The following is a 15,342-nucleotide window of genomic DNA, read 5'->3' as shown; positions in this document are numbered from 1 at the left end:
CCGGATGAAGAGATGGCTCAGAGAAAGGTGAATCAGGATGCGTAGTGCAAAACTGTACCGGTATCGGTTACCAATGGACAGCGGAGTGATACTCCGGGATGAAAAGTTATCTGAACGTGTTGGTTTCATTGTCGAGATGACAGAGAACGGCAAGACGGGACGTGGAGAAGTTGCCCCGTTGATCAAATTCAATGAAGAATCCACAGAGCAGGCTGGTGTACAGGTTCAGCAGCAGTTAGCGTTGTGGTGTAACGGTGGTGAAATCGATTACAATTCGCTCTATCCTTCTGTTGCCTTTGGCCTTTCTGCTGCTGAATTTGAACGTTCCGGAGATTTTCCTGCTGAGGGTAATTATTTTGCTGCACCGCTGGGATACGGCGATCCGGATGCGTTGATTGAGCGGCTGCAAACCCTGCCCGGTAAAAAAGTCGCAAAAATCAAGGTCGGTTTATATGAACCGATCAGAGATGGTTTACTGGTGAATCTGTTGCTGGAGAGTATTCCGGAATTGTCTTTAAGGCTGGATGTGAACCGGGTATGGAATCTGGAACAGGCGATGGCGTTTGGCCGTAAAATCCAGCCTTCATACCGTCAGCGGATTGCTTACGTTGAAGAACCGTGTGCAGAGCCCAGTGACAGTATTGTGTTTGCGATTGAAACCGGTATTGCTGTTGCGTGGGATGAAACGTTGCAGCAGTCACTGGATAATCCTGATTTTCGTCTGGAAGAGCTGACGGGTGTGAAGGCTTTGATTATTAAGCCGACAATGATTGGTTCGGTGGAACGCTGCCGTTATCTGGTTGAGAAAGCAAAGTCACTCGGGATGCAGCCGGTGATTAGCTCCGGTATTGAATCGAGTCTGGGTTTGTGTCAGCTGGCGCGTCTGGCAAAATTATGGCTGCCGGATGAAGTACCGGGACTCGATACCATCGGTTTATATCAGCAACAGCTGGAAGTCTCATGGCCGGGATGCGATTTACCTGTGGTTGGTTTAGAGACTCAGGAGCTGATTTGGTCGGCATAAATTTAACCGGTATGAAGACACCACTCTGGCAGCACCGGGCTTTTAAACAGCCCGGTGCTGTTGCATTCATCACTGAGCAACAGACATACACCTGGCAGGATGTCAGCCGTCAGGCCAGCCGCTACGCGGATTGGTTCCGTCAGCAGGGGATACAGCCGGGAGAAGTGATTACACTGGCTGGCAGGAACCGGCCTGAATGGATTTGGTGCTTTTTAGGGGCAATGGCTGCGGGTATCACCACGGCTTTTCTGGCCCCACAGCCTTTAGAAAAACTCCGGCAGAAGCTGCAGACTATCTATGCGCCCGGAAATCCGGTCTGGCTGATTGCAGAGGCATCACCCGAAATCCAGATGTTCAGTGAATCTCAAACCGGTATCCGCTGGTTCAGAGAAGTCCTCCAGGCTGACGGGCCTTTATCAGATCAACCGTTATCGGATAAACCACTATCATGTGAACCTGTATCAGATGAAGCTGTGCATGATGAATCTATGCCTGATAAACCTTCAGCTGATAAACAAAGGTCTGATCCTGATGTCACGCTTTATCATCCGGATCATATCAGTTCACTGATTTTCACTTCAGGTTCAACCGGTATACCCAAAGCCGTCGCACATACCAGCTGTCAACATCTGGCTTCAGCCCGCGGATTACTGTCATTTTTGCCTTTCGGTGAGCAGGACTGCTGGCTGCTCAGTCTCCCGCTTTATCATGTTTCAGGGTTGTCTGTCATTTATCGCTGGTTACTGGGTGGCGGTCAGCTGAAAATGGGGGATGAGCTGGCCACGTCGATTCAGGGGGTCTCACACGCTTCTCTGGTACCGGTACAATTGCAGCGGCTGCTGGATAACCCGCAAGTGACGTTGGATCTGACTCATGTTCTTCTGGGTGGGGGCGATATTCCGCTTCCGCTGACACAGCAGGCCAGTGAGCGGGGAATTCAGACCTGGGTCGGATATGGGATGACAGAGGCGGCATCAACGGTAACGGCAAAGCTGACGGATGGTCAAAGCGGGTGCGGCCATACCTTACCCGGCCGTGAAGTTTTGCTGAGAGAGCAACGGATTTATATACGGGGAGAAACGCTTGCCGCCGGATATTATCATCAAGGGTTGTTGCGTGCTGTGACTGATGACGAGGGCTGGTTTGATACCAAAGATCTTGGATACTGGACAGAAGGCGGGCTGCATATAAACGGTCGGGCGGATAATCAGTTTATTTCTGGTGGAGAGAATATTCACTGTGAAGAAATTGAGCAGGTGCTGCTAATGCATCCGCAGATTGAACAGGCGGTTGTGATTCCGGTGAAAGATGAGACCTACGGTGCACGGCCTGTCGCTGTGGTGTCAACGAACTCAGGTGAGCTGCCGGACGCTGACAGCCTGGACATATGGCTGCAAAACCGGCTGGAAAAATTCAAATGGCCGCTGGCGTGGTACCTGATGCCAGAGGAATTGATGAGCACGGGTATTAAGGTGTCCCGTTTTGAAATCAAACAATGGCTGACCGGATACGATCCACAACGGACGGTTATGAGATAGTCCAAAACTGAATTTCGAATCCAAGGCCGATAATCGAATACGAGAGTAGTTTTTTCGTGATTTTCGCTAAGGGAAAGGCGTGTGGGACAGCCCCGAGGCTGGCCAGAAAAAAACCGATCACCAGGGCAGTCGGAGATGAAATATAAGGTGTTGCACACAACGCAATACCGGCAAAAAAAGGCAGGTTCTTCAATACCTGTGACATTTACAGTGTGTCTCCTCTGAGTGCTGCAACTTTGTTTGCCAGAATCTGGTGATTGACTTCTTTGGCTGGAATGGCTTCACCTGCTTCCAGTTCAACCCGGCTGAAAAAACGGCGTGGAAAGCGGCTGCAGGCCCTGCCTTGATGATATCTGCTGAAAAAACTGCCCCATAAACCTTTCAGTGCAACAGGGATGACGGGGACTTCAGGGGCACGATAGAGAATCAGGTTAATTCCCCGCATAAACGAGCCGATTTTGCCGTCAGAGGTCAACCGGCCTTCCGGAAATATGCACACCAAATCGCCCATATCTAACGCATCCTGAATCTGAGTAAAAGCGTTTTTCATCTCTGAGGGACGCCTGCCATCTATCGGAATGACGCCAGCACGTTTCATCAGCGGACGGATGGCCGGAAATTTCGCATAGTCTGATTCCATCACAAACCGGATCAAACGTGGTGAAGCAATAATGAGCAGCAGAGCATCGATATAACTGACATGGTTACACACAATCAAAGCCCCGCCCTGATTCGGGATGTGACTGAGGTTTTTAAAACGGATTCTGTAGCATAACCGCAGAACGATTGTCAGCAGAAAACGGATCACGTACACCGGGATTTTCCAGGTCAGGTAGATGAAGATGACGGTATTCACGATGGACAACAGCATAAAGAGTTGCGGAATCGAAAAATGAAATATCGTCAGACAGACGATACCGGTGATAGCGCTACAAACCATCAGTAAGGCATTGTAGATGTTCAGGGCAGCAATCACCTGCGCCCGTTCTTCAGGTTTTGCCCGGCGTTGCAGCAGGGTATACAGCGGCACGATAAACACGCCGCCACTGGCGCCTAACAACAGCAGGTGAATAAACAGAGGCCATAATTCAGAGGCAGAGACAAATGCTGTCAGTGTTTCAAACCGGGGGAGTTGTGCCGGGATGAGTGTACTGAACCCAAAACCAAAGATGGAAATTCCCAGACATCCGACAGGCACAATGCCAAGTTCCAGCCGGTAACGGGAGAGACGTTCACACAGCATGGAGCCCAGAGCAATACCAACCGAAAACAGGGCGAGCAGGAAAGACACGGCACTTTCGCTGCCATGTAAATATTCCCTGGTGAAATTTGGAAATTGCGTCAGGTAAGTGGCTCCCAGAAACCAGAACCAGCTGATCGTCAGGATAGTCAGCCAGATCACCGGATCTTTGCCTGCAATTGACAGGGTGTGCCGGGTTTGCCTGACCGGACGCCAGCGAAATGCATCCGGTGCTTTCAAAGAGGATTCTGCTCTGGGAATATAGCGGCTGGCAACATATCCGAACAGAGCAAAAGACAGCACGCATGCAGCAGCAATCAACCGGGCCTGATCGGCCGAAGCGATAAGCCCGGATAATAATGTTCCCAGCAAAATAGCCAGAAAGGTGCCTGTTTCGACCAGTGCATTACCGGTGACCAGCTCTTCAGAGCGAAGTTGTTGCGGTAATAACGCGTATTTGACCGGGCCAAACAGTGCAGACTGGGTTCCCATCAAAAATAACAACAGGAGCAGGACAAAGTAACTCTGAGTCATAAAACCAATGGCAGCCATGACCATAATCAGAATTTCAAGTAATTTGATTTTGCGAATCAGGGCACTCTTTTCGAGTTGATCGGCCAGAACGCCGGAAGAGGCAGAAAAGAGAAAAAAGGGCAGGATAAATAATCCGGCAGCAAGGTTGATAAAGAGCGAACTGGAAATTGCCAGTTCATCTGTACCTGCGTAAGCAACCAATAAAAGTAACGTGTTTTTAAACACGTTATCATTAAAGGCACCAAAAAACTGGGTCATGAAGTAAGGAAAAAATCGCCGACTGGAAAGCAGTGACGCAACCGGATTCGGCATGATTAAATCCTTACCTGCATTTTACCAGTCACGAAGATACTGGTTAATCAGGTTATCTATTAAATCTTTGCCATCGATGGGTTGTTCTGTGAAGAATTTATCATCGACACTTAATAAAGTGATACCGTGTACTCCAGCCCATAATACCCGGCTGATTCTAAGTATTTCGTCACGGGAACGTTGGGGGGCAAGTGTTTGGAGAATTGACTCGAGCATACTTGTCATGCCTTCAATTCGTTTTGCATGCCATTCAGGTAATGGATCGCCATGCATGTTGTGCTGAAAAATCAGCTGCCAGCGAAAAGGGTGCTTTTGAGCAAAATCATGATAGCAATAAGCCAGCTGAAATAGTGATTCTCTGGTATTTTCACTTTTTTCAATGACTTCAGATGATTCAGCCGCGAGTTCATCGAGGGTCTGTGACACGGCGTGAAGCAGCAATATATTATAACTGCCAAAGATGTTGACCAGAGTACTGGGGACATAGCCAATCATGGTGGCGATCTTTCTCAGGCTCAGATCGTGGTGGGGCCGGTGATTTAAGAATTCCTTTACCTGTTCCAAAGTCAGCTGAATTAATTCTTCCCGCGTGTGATCATTTCTTCTTGCCATAATTTCCTAACCAGTCCTGTACAACGTTCAATATACTATGAGTTCGTCGCTTTAGCGTCAATGCTTGTTCGCAATATTCTGATACATGTTTGAGGTCAGCACCAGTTTTTTTTCTGTTAAACTATCAATATGATAATTAATCACATGTCGAAACATTGAGGGTGTAAATATGAAACGTCTCTTTACATTGCTGACAATCTTCTTTGTCTCTGTAGCTATTGTACCTGTTGCAGATGCAAAAAAGTTTGGCGGTGGTCGCTCCTTCGGAAAAAGCTTTAAAACAGCTCCGGCTCCGAAACAGCAAATGAAAGATACTTCGACGCTGAATAAAAACGGGACGACGACACCTGCGAAAAGAGGTCTGATGGGCGGGCTATTAGGCGGATTGCTTGCCGGGGGACTCATTGCAGCTATGTTCGGAGGTGCATTTGAAGGCATCCAGTTTTTCGACATTCTGATCATGGGAGTTTTGTTGTTTATCGGATTCAGGTTGATTCGCGGATTACTGATGGCAAAACAACAGTCGATGGCTTCACAGCAGCCCGCATATGGGGGTGACTATTCAAATCGTCAGAATTTTGAACAGACACAAACACATAATTTTGAACAACCACAGCCGGCTTCGGGTTTCGGCGCTGCCGGAAGTGATGTACCGCATCGTTATCCGCCGGGGTTCGATCAGGCTGCTTTTATCTCCGGGTCACGCGAGCATTACCGGATTTTGCAGGGGGCCTGGAATCATAATGAGCTGGAAACGATTCGTGAATATGTATCTGAAGATTTATATCAGGACCTGAAAGCCGAGCGGGAAAAATTATCCACAGAGCAGCACACTGATGTGATGTATGTGGACGCTGAAATTGTCCGGGCGGATTATGATGAGAACCGGGCACAATTGAGCTTACAATTCTCTGGCCGTTATCGTGATGAGCGAGAGGGCATTGAAGAAGAGATTCATGATATCTGGCATCTGGAGCGTGATTTAACCCGGCAGGGTGCGCCATGGCTGATTATTGGAATTCAGGGCTAATCTGTAATTCAGGGTCATGGTTTCCGGTACAGATATCGGTGACGTTGGCCATGATTTATCAGACTGTCTGAAACCCGGTTTAATACCGGGTTTTTTTCTGCCGCAGGAAAATGATTTATATAACTGCGATGAAAGTATTTTGATTTTTTCTCCTGAATGTGTCTTTATAGAGAAAATTTTTTCACGTTTGAGCGTGTGCAGCCATAGGATAAACAGTAAGCCGGAGGCACTATGGAATTAGATAAAACCGACCGCCAGTTATTGCATTTATTACAACAGGATGCCGGTTTGTCACTGAATGAACTGGCAGAAACGGTTCATCTGACGACAACGCCATGTTGGAAGCGTTTGAAAAAGCTTGAAGAGTCCGGTGTTATCAAAAAGAAGGTGGCACTGCTGGATCCGGAAAAAGTGGGTCTGAGTTTTACAGCTTTTATGATGATAAAGATCAGCGATCACTCTCATGAATGGTATATCCGGTTCGTTGATATCGTTGCCGACTTTCCCCAGGTAATGGAATTTTACCGTATGGCTGGAGAGTACGATTACATGTTAAAAGTACTGGTGCAGGATATGCGCAGCTTCGATACATTCTATAAAGAACTGGTGAACCGGATTGAAGGGCTCACCGATGTTACATCGACTTTTGCGATGGAATCGCTCAAATACACGACAGAATTGCCGCTTTAACCAAAAAAGAAGGCAATAAGCAAAATAATCGCCAGAAATACACCCAGATATTTGAGCAGGAGCCCCAGATTTTTAGTGCCACCGGGTGGTGGCTGGTTGCAACATCCCATTGATCATTTCCTTTTCTGTATGCCTTGGTTCAACATTCAGGAAACGATAAGGCCTTCCCCTGGGGAAAGGTAAAGCTTATTCTTTACTTTTTTTACTGAATCGCATCACGCCTTCCTGCATCGCACTGGCAATCAACTCGCCTTTTTGATTGTAGATTTCTCCACGGACCAGTCCGCGGCCATTGGTTGCATTCGGACTTTCGGTCGCAAACAATAACCATTCATCCATTTTGACCGGACGATGAAACCAGATGGAGTGATCAATCGTCGCGACCTGAAAACCGGGGGTCATCAGCGTGACACCATGAGGTTGAAGCGCGGTCGTAATAAATCCCCAGTCAGATGCATAGCCGAGTAAATACTGATGCAATAACTGATTATCCGGCAGCTGACCGTTCGAACGTATCCACAGGTATTGTCTGGGTGCCATTTTTTCCGGTTTGAGAGGGTTAATGACATGAACCGGGCGTATTTCTATCGGTTTTTCCCCGCCAAACAGTTTTTGAGCAGCAGGTGGCATTTTATCGGCAAATTTTGCGAACAATGCTGATTCAGACAGATAATTCTCCGGCCCCGGAATGTCAGGCATGGTGTTTTGATGTTCAAACCCCGGGTCATCACACTGTTGGTAAGATGCGGTCAGGAAGAATATTGGCCGGCCATTTTGTATAGCTTTTACCCGGCGGGTACTGAAACTTTTCCCGTCCCTTAAGTTTTCGATATCATAAATAATGGGCTGGTCAGAATCTCCCGGATATAAAAAATAGCTGTGAAATGAATGGACTATCCGGTCATTAGGCACGGTGTACCGTGCTGCTGAAAGTGCCTGTCCAATCACCTGACCGCCATAGACCTGAGGAAGCCCAAGGTGTTCGCATTCGCCCTGATACCGGCCATCCTGTAGCGGAGTGAGTTCAAGAAGTGTTAACAGATTATCGAGTGCCTGAGTCATGTGAGACCTCACTAAGATGGGTGCCGGTCGCTGTTATCTGCTGACGGCTGGATGAATGACGAGCTTGCCGGACAAGAAGTCGCAGTCAACGAGGATAATATGTTTTATCCCGCAGAAGCAATATCCTAAGCCGGACAGACGCGATTATTTTGGTGGTTGCGGGCTTGGATCCAGCTCCGGATGCCAGCGATAACGCCGAAGTGAAATTTTTCCGCCAGCAGTAAACTCAACGCCATCGGTCAGTAAGTTCTGACGCTGGCGCTCATAATCGGGGCCGGTTAAAGAGATTTCCCCTTTGCTGTTTATCACTCTGAACCAGGGCAGGTTTGAGCCTTTGGGTAAATGACCAAGCGCTTTACCAACATGGCGGGCATAACCGGGGTAACCTGCCATACGGGCAATATCACCGTAAGTGCTGACTTTTCGTGCCGGGATTTGCCGGATAACTGTATAAATTTGTGTCAGAAATGCATCCATATTGAAGGTTTCCTGTGGCGAACACGCCTGAAATACTACAAAAAAACATGTCTTATTCAAATAACGAAGTTGACTCCGGATGTGTATCTCCGGAACATAAACGAATTATCTTGTTGAAATGAGTTCAGAGACATGTCTGCAACCTTCAGTGAAATCATTCAATTGATCGGCAAAGGCAAAAAAGCCGGACAATATCTAACCAGGGAACAAGCCCGGCAAGCCATGAGTCAGGTCTTGAATGGTGAAGTGACACCCGAACAGACTGGCGCATTTTTGATGCTGTTGCGGGTTCGGGAAGAATCATCAGAAGAGCTGGCAGGTTTTCTCGCCGCCTGCCGGGAGCATGTGATACCAGAGTTTGACTCCATCAGTCATGTTGATCTGGATTTAGGCTGCTACGCTGGTAAACGGCGACATTTACCGTGGCTGGTTCTGGCGGTAATGGCACTGGCGCAGCAAGGGTATAAAATCTTTTTGCACGGCACGCAGGAGCCACAGTCGCAGCGGTTATACCTGAGTGAAGTCTGGCAGGCTTTTGGATGGTCGGTGGCCACTTCTGTCAGTCAGGCGAATCAACAACTGGCTGAGCGTGGTTTCTGCTACATGGATTTACACCACATTCACCCGGCTCTCTATGACTTAATTCAGCTCCGGCGGTTGTTTGGTTTACGCTCCTGCGCTAATACCCTGAGCCGGATGCTGAATCCGGCAGGTGCACCTTATAGTTTGCATGGTGTGTTTCACCGGGAATTTGATGCCCGGCATGCTGAAGTCGCACAACTGACCGGAGATTCTGGTGTCGCTTGTTTTCGTGGTGATGGCGGGGAGGTGGAAGTCAACCCTGAACGGGGATTTGAGCTGTACAGCTGTTTTGATGGCCAGCTGGTGACGGATGAATTTCCGGCACTTCTGTCGCGGACACAAGTCAAACCCAGAGCGCTTGAGCCGCAAGAGATGAGACCGGTTTGGCGCGGTGAGGCAGAAAATCAATATGGTGAGGCTGCTGTGACAGGTACAATCGCCGTGATGTTACGGTTGACAGAGCAATTATCGGTTCCGGAGTCGCTCAGGAAAGCGCAACAGGTTTGGGAAAACCGGATTCGTGACTGGCCGCAACTGGACTAAATCACGAAAAATTGTATAAACCCTGTACGGTTGAAGGGAGCAGACTGCGTTTTCACATCATGGCACTTGCAATGTTGGTGCTGATGATGAATAATCACCCCCGCTTTCAGCCAACGCTGAAACCACAGAATCTATGGAGGCCTTGGTCCTCCCGCAACGCTAACTTGTGAACTTGGTCAGGACCGGAAGGTAGCAGCCACAGCAGGCGACGCGTGTGCCGGGATGCGGCTGGGGTCTCCGCCCATTAAAAAAAGCCGCTTGAACAGCGGCTTTTTTGTGTCTGGAATTCTTAAAAATCAGATAGTTCACTGACTTCAATAGTCACCATCTGCACAGGCTTGCTACGGTTTTAATTATACAACCGGTTGTTTTTGTGTGCTTTTAAGATAAGATGGGGAAATGTATTATAGCTTCACTACACTCCAGTCAATGAAATCTCTTGTCAGAATACCTGCTCTCTCTGCCAGTCTGATTTTCCCCCTGCATAGTTCAGCTCTTGAACTGGCGGTAGGTGTCGAACTGTCTAATCACTATATCAATATTTATGATGCCAAAGACAGTCATACGACTGTGGCACAAATGGTGAGTGATTTCAGCCTGAATCCGACCCTTTCTATCGTCTCTGATGCATACTATTTTGGTGAAGAAAGTCATTATGGCGTTCAGCTACAATTACGCTGGAGCCGTTTAAAGCTGGATAAACAGGGAGAGCTTTATGATGACCCGACAAACTTAGATAGTATCAGTGATTTAGGGACTTCAATCTCCGGTTATAATGTGTCTGCGGTACCTGCGTTTATTTATCATTTCAACCGACATCATCCAGATGAGTGGAACACAAAAATCGGGGGTGGTCTTGGTGTTGGCTATCTTTATGCAAAAGGGAATTACAAAGTAACCAGAGAGTCACAACCGGATTTTTCTGAAGTGAAGGAAGTAAAAATCAGTGAGGTGGGGGTTTCTTCCAATGTATTTATTGAGCTGAATAAAGGAAATCACTCTTTTTCTTTAAATGCTTATTATCCGGTGCTTGAGGTGAACCCGGCACTTGATGAGATGACGCTCCAACTGTCTTATCTGTATCATTTTGAATTGAGCGATATCTTTTGAGCTGTCACTCTTTCCGGAACACAGCCGTAAGAGCAGGAGTGCGATCTTTGCTTCTATACTGAAATAAGTTTGCTCCTGCAATGAGTACATCCCGCTCAAAAGAATGACAAGTCACTGATAATGGTTTTAACGTTTGTTTTCATACACAAGGCATTTGCTCAATGACATGATTAATGTCTGAAACATGGTATTTTTTCGGTATGAAACTGCGGAATCGATACAGGGTTGTAGTCATTTTTATGTGACCACGACACTGAGCGTCATTGGCTGTTATTTCTGTTAAAGAAACGCTCTGCACTTGCAAAAAGTGAATCACAGTGTTTTTTCTGCTGGCTGTGTTCGGGCGTACCTGCTGTCATTGAATCAAGTAACGCTTTAGCTGCATGATATTCACCCACCATTTGTTCGAATTTTGCTTCATAGTTGGCGTTGGTTTTGGGTGTTTTTTTCTTAATATTTGTCCGTGATTTTTTCATGTCATTTCCCCGGCTTTTTATAGATAGTGTGTAAAGTTATAGATGGTGTGTGAATTCTAAACAGATTGAGTTCATATCATTAACTGAGGGTGATTCAACGATACCGGTTGGGTTTCAGTACCAGACGGATAGAGATAGCTTTGAACTGCTGGTGGCGTTTTATTACGTCGCTGTTGAGTTGATAAATGGTGGTGGACAATGAACTGTCGTTAAAGTCTTGATTATTGTTGATTATGAACAAATGGCGGCTTTCCTTTTGAATGCTTTTGATCCCGAAGCAGGTGATACCAGAATAATCGTCGGCTCGTTTTTTGGGCCATACAGTGTCTCATCGTTATGAAAAGGAGACGGACGAATCATCCATCTCCGGGAACCGCAATTAAACGGGAGTCACGTTCGCAGCTTGAGGGCCTTTGGCACCTTGCTCGACGTCAAAGCTCACTTGTTGGCCTTCTGCAAGAGTTTTGAAACCGTCTGCAGCAATCGCATTAAAGTGAACGAAGACATCTGCGCCGCCGTTATCCGGAGTGATAAAACCGAAACCTTTTGTTTCGTTAAACCATTTTACTGAACCAGTTGTTTTATTAGACATATATACCTCGATAATTATTGAAAAAGTCAACACCGAAGCTACTAACATTGGGTATTAAGAAAAAGCTATCGCAGGATGTACATGTCGAATGAATTCGAAAAGAAACTGAGAAAATCTTGAACTAAATGTTTTATTAATAGCTCGATTGTTTGAGCCGGGACCACTATACATGATGCTCGCAAGATAGATAGCTATTTTTGATTTTATTTTTATTTTATATATAAAACAGATGGTTAAATTGAATTGCGTGTTTATCTTCTTAGCTGAAGAGAGGCGTTTGCCTGTGGCTTTAAGAGCCCGTAACGGCTGAAATATGGAGAATCTATGGGTAATAAAATGGTCAAAGCCTGTTGTCATCTTGTGCTTTTCTTTTTGTGTGGGTGCAATGAATCCGGACCGGCAGAACGGTTCGTCATTGCGAAAAATGATGCAGTTTTTCAAATTAAAGCGGGTACGGTGATGCATCGTTCAATACCTGAATAAGCATGATGAGATTGATGTCTGAATCCGCATCTTGAGGTTAAGTATACAATTTATACGTGTTTAAATACTTCCTTGTTAGGTATGACACACACGTTAAAATCTTATGATTGCATAAGGACGATTGTTGCATAAGGACATGCATTTCATGACGGCCTTCAGAAACTAAAACAATCACATTCGGGTTTTATCAGATTATGAACAATAAGCTACATGGGCCGCTATTTTTGGCGATCCTCAGTACGTTGATGGCGTTCGCATCTTTATCAACGGATATATATTTACCTGCGATGCCTGTGATGGCAAAAGATTTACAAGGTGATGCAGAACTGACAGTCACCGGTTTTCTCATTGGTTTTGCATTAGCACAACTGGTTTGGGGGCCGATCAGTGATGCACTGGGCCGCCGCCTCCCCCTGTTTATTGGTATGGTGATGTTTACGATTGGCTCGGCCGGGTGTGCATTGTCAACGGATATTCAGCAAATCGTTTTCTGGCGGGTGTTTCAGGCATTTGGTGCCTGTACCGGGCCGATGTTGGCAAGGGCGATGATCCGTGATTCTTTCACCCGCACCCGCGCGGCGCAAATGCTTTCGACTTTGCTCTTTATTATGGCGATTGCCCCGATTGCAGGGCCGTTGGCTGGCGGACAAATCATCAGGGTGACCAGCTGGCATGCTGTGTTTTGGTTGTTGGTGGTGATTGGCGGGCTGATGTTTCTTTCACTGTTTATCCTGCCGGAAACATTGCCACCGGAAAAACGCGTGAAAGTCTCATTATCGGGGGCATTCCGGAATTACTTCATGCTGCTCAGCAACCGGGAGTTTATGCGTTACACGCTATGTCTGACTTTTTTCTATGTTGCTGCGTACGCCTTTATGACCGGATCGCCGTTTGTTTATATCAGCTTTTTTGGTGTTGACCCGCAGTACTTCGGTTGGCTGTTTGCCCTCAATATTGTTGGGGTGATGGTGATGAGTCTGTTGAACCGGCGTCTGGTGTTGCATTATTCACTGGAGAGCTTGCTGAAAATTGCCGTGGGCGTGGCGGCATTTGCCACACTGATACTGGCTTTGGTGGTGAAAATGCAGGTTGGTGGGGTTGTTGCTGTTGTGGTGAGCATATTTATGTTCTTTTCAATGAATGGCATTATTGCTGCAAACTCAACGACTGCAGCAATGGAAGCCGCTCCCTCGATGGCGGGATCCGCGTCGGCGCTGATTGGTTCGTTGCAGTATGGCAGTGGCATTGTCTCTTCACTGTTACTGGCGTTTTTTCGCGATGGTACACCGTGGACGATGGCGTGGATCATGTTAGTTTTCGCTTTTGCAAGTGTTGTCATGCTTCTGTATCGCGCTAAATCAACGAGTGCCGGTGAGGCTGCCCATTCCGGCCTTTGAAGACTCACTGTCACAGGTGAAAAGGCCGCCAGAAAAAGGCATTTTTTTATTCTGATTCATTCATATTTTTCAGGATGTCTGTCAATCGCTTTTTATCTGCATCATTTTGTGGGTGATAGATATTAATCCTGCTGCTTGAGTCTCCATGCATATTCCACCATAACTGCTTATCTAATGTTATGGAGCCAAGCAAAGCATGTTTATAGATATATGAGAGTTCTTCCGGCTTCAAAACCGTATTATCCAGCCAGGCTTGCTCAAATGCAGGCGAAAGCTCGATAAAACTATCTATTTTTTGATTTAGAATTAAATCATGAGGACGTTTTGCCAGGGCATTACGGAGAAAGCCAGCCATCCGGGTAATTTGTGTTGTTAATTTTTCCTGATCTTCAATATGCAGAAATTTTTGCCACTGAGAATTTTTAATCGTTAAATGTAAGTAGTTTTTTTCTTCCGGAATCAGAGAGTCAAAAGAAAAACCTATCATCAGATTAAAGGCTTCGTTACATGAGACAATATTCAGGTAGTCATTCATCACCAGTGCAGGAAATGGATTCAGCTGAGAAAGCAGATGAGACGTATGATCAGAAATCGTACTACATGGATCATTGGTGGCGCTTATCCGGAGGGAAACTAAATTACAGATATACTCATACTCTGATTTGGTTAACTTGAGTGTGTCTGAGATTGCAGTCAGCACCTGGGGTGAAATTCCTGTTACCTGACCCCGTTCAATCTTACTGTACCAAATGGTACTGATGCCGGAGTTATATGCGACATCATCTCTTCTTAATCCTCTGGTTCTTGATCTTGATGGCTTTGGCAGACCAATCGTTTCAGGCTGAATACTTTCTCTCTTAGCCCGTAAGAAATCGCCTAATAACTTGAGGTTATCCTGATGCATTGATGAGTTATCCTATACAACTGACCGATGTTTAAATCATTGCTTATATCATTGAATCTTACCTGGACCGACATACCTAAACGGACGTTTTTTCAATACTGGTCCGCTAATTCACAGCCCATAATCAATTTATGCTGCCTGGCACAAATGATATGAAAACCATGTTTTTCATAAAGTTTGACATTATGAGCTTCACAGCGCAGATACAGAGCGGGCAGGGCAAGTTCAGTCGCTTTTTGTTTGGCAAACTCAATTAACAGGGTTGAGATGCCTTTGCCGCGATGTGCCGCCGGGACATAAATACCATCCAGCCAGTCATGCATTCCCGGATATTCGGCTAATTCCCGGTATTTCAGTTCCCCCGCGCCGACGGGTTGATTCTCCAGCTGGACCACAAAAGCAACAGGAAGCTGGTCTCTGTTGAGCGCACCTAATGCGACTTTTTCCGTCACACTCGCCAGTGTCGTCTCCGGGTCTTTGTGTGCCCATTCATCAAAGTACCATTGAGCCAGCTGCGGTGTGGCTGCCGGGCAGTCGGCTAATAACGAAATTTTCATCTGTTTTCTGTGCTCAATCATTTGTGCCAGATTATCGCCATACTGAATCAGCTTGTCATCCGGACCATTCCGGTATCGGTATATATGACGCAAGAAATACGACGATACATGTTTTATATAAAGCGTTCAATTCAGAAATCCGGTATCTTCAGAGACCGGATTGTGATGACCAGACAGGA

Annotated in this window: 16 protein-coding genes, 1 other RNA gene and 1 pseudogene; 9 read left to right on the top strand and 9 right to left on the bottom strand. The window is 46.5% G+C overall.

The genetic code is table 11. From position 1 onward, the window contains the following. Window positions 1-37 precede the first annotated feature (37 nt). Together menC and menE are read left to right on the top strand one after the other, a co-directional pair. On the top strand, window positions 38-1,024 hold the full coding sequence (gene menC, locus OCV29_RS12440; RefSeq protein WP_073603147.1) for an o-succinylbenzoate synthase: 987 nt from the start codon (window positions 38-40) through the stop codon (window positions 1,022-1,024). Next, window positions 1,012-2,562, top strand: coding sequence for an o-succinylbenzoate--CoA ligase (menE, locus tag OCV29_RS12435; RefSeq protein ID WP_245796791.1), 1,551 nt, complete (start codon window positions 1,012-1,014; stop codon window positions 2,560-2,562). Before menC ends, menE begins: the two co-directional genes overlap by 13 nt. A gap of 4 nt (window positions 2,563-2,566) precedes the next feature. Here menE and OCV29_RS12430 read toward each other — a convergent pair. The 3 genes and pseudogenes from OCV29_RS12430 to OCV29_RS12420 all read right to left on the bottom strand — a co-directional run. Then, window positions 2,567-2,767: pseudogene (locus OCV29_RS12430) on the bottom strand (putative sulfate exporter family transporter); the annotation flags it as partial. Continuing rightward, on the bottom strand, window positions 2,768-4,648 hold the full coding sequence (locus tag OCV29_RS12425; protein WP_073603149.1) for an MFS transporter: 1,881 nt from the start codon (window positions 4,646-4,648) through the stop codon (window positions 2,768-2,770). A gap of 21 nt (window positions 4,649-4,669) precedes the next feature. Next, on the bottom strand, window positions 4,670-5,260 hold the full coding sequence (locus OCV29_RS12420) for a TetR/AcrR family transcriptional regulator (RefSeq protein ID WP_073603150.1): 591 nt from the start codon (window positions 5,258-5,260) through the stop codon (window positions 4,670-4,672). Window positions 5,261-5,429: 169 nt separating this feature from the next. On the opposite strand from OCV29_RS12420, the gene OCV29_RS12415 reads away from it, so the two are divergent. Continuing rightward, entirely contained in the window at window positions 5,430-6,290 is an 861-nt protein-coding gene (locus OCV29_RS12415) for a Tim44 domain-containing protein (RefSeq protein WP_073603151.1), read from the top strand. Window positions 6,291-6,521: 231 nt separating this feature from the next. After that, window positions 6,522-6,980, top strand: a complete 459-nt coding sequence (locus OCV29_RS12410; protein ID WP_073603153.1) for an Lrp/AsnC family transcriptional regulator — start codon at window positions 6,522-6,524, stop codon at window positions 6,978-6,980. Window positions 6,981-7,166: 186 nt separating this feature from the next. Here OCV29_RS12410 and tesB read toward each other — a convergent pair whose 3' ends face one another. Beyond that, window positions 7,167-8,042 carry an acyl-CoA thioesterase II gene (gene tesB / locus OCV29_RS12405; protein WP_073603154.1) on the bottom strand — a complete coding sequence of 292 codons (876 nt, stop codon included), beginning with the start codon at window positions 8,040-8,042 and terminating at the stop codon, window positions 7,167-7,169. A 144-nt stretch (window positions 8,043-8,186) separates the two neighbouring features. After that, the gene (locus OCV29_RS12400) at window positions 8,187-8,519 is read right to left on the bottom strand and encodes an MGMT family protein (protein WP_261887329.1); all 333 of its coding nucleotides are present in this window, start codon (window positions 8,517-8,519) and stop codon (window positions 8,187-8,189) included. A 132-nt stretch (window positions 8,520-8,651) separates the two neighbouring features. Between OCV29_RS12400 and OCV29_RS12395 the strand changes: the two genes are divergently transcribed. The 3 genes from OCV29_RS12395 (at window position 8,652) to OCV29_RS12385 (ending at window position 10,754) form a co-directional block, all read left to right on the top strand. After that, entirely contained in the window at window positions 8,652-9,644 is a 993-nt protein-coding gene (locus OCV29_RS12395; protein WP_073603156.1) for a glycosyl transferase family protein, read from the top strand. 140 nt (window positions 9,645-9,784) lie between these two features. Continuing rightward, an RNA gene (gene ffs / locus OCV29_RS12390) (signal recognition particle sRNA small type) lies at window positions 9,785-9,881 on the top strand. Between the two features lie 162 nt (window positions 9,882-10,043). Next, window positions 10,044-10,754 carry a hypothetical protein gene (locus OCV29_RS12385; protein ID WP_139281546.1) on the top strand — a complete coding sequence of 237 codons (711 nt, stop codon included), beginning with the start codon at window positions 10,044-10,046 and terminating at the stop codon, window positions 10,752-10,754. 260 nt (window positions 10,755-11,014) lie between these two features. Here OCV29_RS12385 and OCV29_RS12380 read toward each other — a convergent pair whose 3' ends face one another. Both OCV29_RS12380 and cspE read right to left on the bottom strand, forming a co-directional pair. Continuing rightward, complete coding sequence (locus tag OCV29_RS12380) at window positions 11,015-11,230, bottom strand: hypothetical protein (protein WP_073603158.1); 216 nt, start codon at window positions 11,228-11,230, stop codon at window positions 11,015-11,017. Between the two features lie 379 nt (window positions 11,231-11,609). After that, complete coding sequence (gene cspE, locus OCV29_RS12375) at window positions 11,610-11,822, bottom strand: transcription antiterminator/RNA stability regulator CspE (RefSeq protein WP_073603244.1); 213 nt, start codon at window positions 11,820-11,822, stop codon at window positions 11,610-11,612. A gap of 324 nt (window positions 11,823-12,146) precedes the next feature. On the opposite strand from cspE, the gene OCV29_RS12370 reads away from it, so the two are divergent. Together OCV29_RS12370 and OCV29_RS12365 are read left to right on the top strand one after the other, a co-directional pair. Then, window positions 12,147-12,305: a hypothetical protein gene (locus OCV29_RS12370; protein WP_175561525.1), complete on the top strand. Its 159-nt coding sequence runs from the start codon at window positions 12,147-12,149 to the stop codon at window positions 12,303-12,305. 194 nt (window positions 12,306-12,499) lie between these two features. Next, window positions 12,500-13,702, top strand: coding sequence for a multidrug effflux MFS transporter (locus tag OCV29_RS12365; RefSeq protein ID WP_073603159.1), 1,203 nt, complete (start codon window positions 12,500-12,502; stop codon window positions 13,700-13,702). Window positions 13,703-13,748: 46 nt separating this feature from the next. Here the strand turns inward: OCV29_RS12365 and OCV29_RS12360 are convergent, their stop codons facing one another. After that, window positions 13,749-14,606 (bottom strand): MmyB family transcriptional regulator, encoded by an 858-nt coding sequence (locus tag OCV29_RS12360; protein ID WP_073603160.1) that lies wholly within the window; start codon window positions 14,604-14,606, stop codon window positions 13,749-13,751. A gap of 92 nt (window positions 14,607-14,698) precedes the next feature. Next, entirely contained in the window at window positions 14,699-15,256 is a 558-nt protein-coding gene (locus tag OCV29_RS12355) for a GNAT family N-acetyltransferase (RefSeq protein WP_245796793.1), read from the bottom strand. Window positions 15,257-15,342 lie beyond the last annotated feature (86 nt).

Origin of the sequence: Vibrio aerogenes (genome assembly GCF_024346755.1) — a bacterium.
Taxonomy (GTDB): Bacteria; Pseudomonadota; Gammaproteobacteria; order Enterobacterales; family Vibrionaceae; genus Vibrio; species Vibrio aerogenes.
Note: the sequence above shows the minus strand (reverse complement) of the source record. Positions and strands in the feature narration are given on the sequence as shown.

What these genes read in the sequence shown, in the direction of transcription:
- menC (WP_073603147.1), top strand. Translation starts at nt 38, where the DNA reads ATGCGTAGTGCAAAACTGTACCGGTATCGGTTACCAATGGACAGCGGA.
- OCV29_RS12425 (WP_073603149.1), bottom strand. Translation starts at nt 4,648, where the DNA reads ATGCCGAATCCGGTTGCGTCACTGCTTTCCAGTCGGCGATTTTTTCCT.
- OCV29_RS12420 (WP_073603150.1), bottom strand. Translation starts at nt 5,260, where the DNA reads ATGGCAAGAAGAAATGATCACACGCGGGAAGAATTAATTCAGCTGACT.
- OCV29_RS12415 (WP_073603151.1), top strand. Translation starts at nt 5,430, where the DNA reads ATGAAACGTCTCTTTACATTGCTGACAATCTTCTTTGTCTCTGTAGCT.
- OCV29_RS12410 (WP_073603153.1), top strand. Translation starts at nt 6,522, where the DNA reads ATGGAATTAGATAAAACCGACCGCCAGTTATTGCATTTATTACAACAG.
- tesB (WP_073603154.1), bottom strand. Translation starts at nt 8,042, where the DNA reads ATGACTCAGGCACTCGATAATCTGTTAACACTTCTTGAACTCACTCCG.
- OCV29_RS12400 (WP_261887329.1), bottom strand. Translation starts at nt 8,519, where the DNA reads ATGGATGCATTTCTGACACAAATTTATACAGTTATCCGGCAAATCCCG.
- OCV29_RS12395 (WP_073603156.1), top strand. Translation starts at nt 8,652, where the DNA reads ATGTCTGCAACCTTCAGTGAAATCATTCAATTGATCGGCAAAGGCAAA.
- OCV29_RS12385 (WP_139281546.1), top strand. Translation starts at nt 10,044, where the DNA reads ATGTATTATAGCTTCACTACACTCCAGTCAATGAAATCTCTTGTCAGA.
- OCV29_RS12380 (WP_073603158.1), bottom strand. Translation starts at nt 11,230, where the DNA reads ATGAAAAAATCACGGACAAATATTAAGAAAAAAACACCCAAAACCAAC.
- cspE (WP_073603244.1), bottom strand. Translation starts at nt 11,822, where the DNA reads ATGTCTAATAAAACAACTGGTTCAGTAAAATGGTTTAACGAAACAAAA.
- OCV29_RS12370 (WP_175561525.1), top strand. Translation starts at nt 12,147, where the DNA reads ATGGGTAATAAAATGGTCAAAGCCTGTTGTCATCTTGTGCTTTTCTTT.
- OCV29_RS12365 (WP_073603159.1), top strand. Translation starts at nt 12,500, where the DNA reads ATGAACAATAAGCTACATGGGCCGCTATTTTTGGCGATCCTCAGTACG.
- OCV29_RS12360 (WP_073603160.1), bottom strand. Translation starts at nt 14,606, where the DNA reads ATGCATCAGGATAACCTCAAGTTATTAGGCGATTTCTTACGGGCTAAG.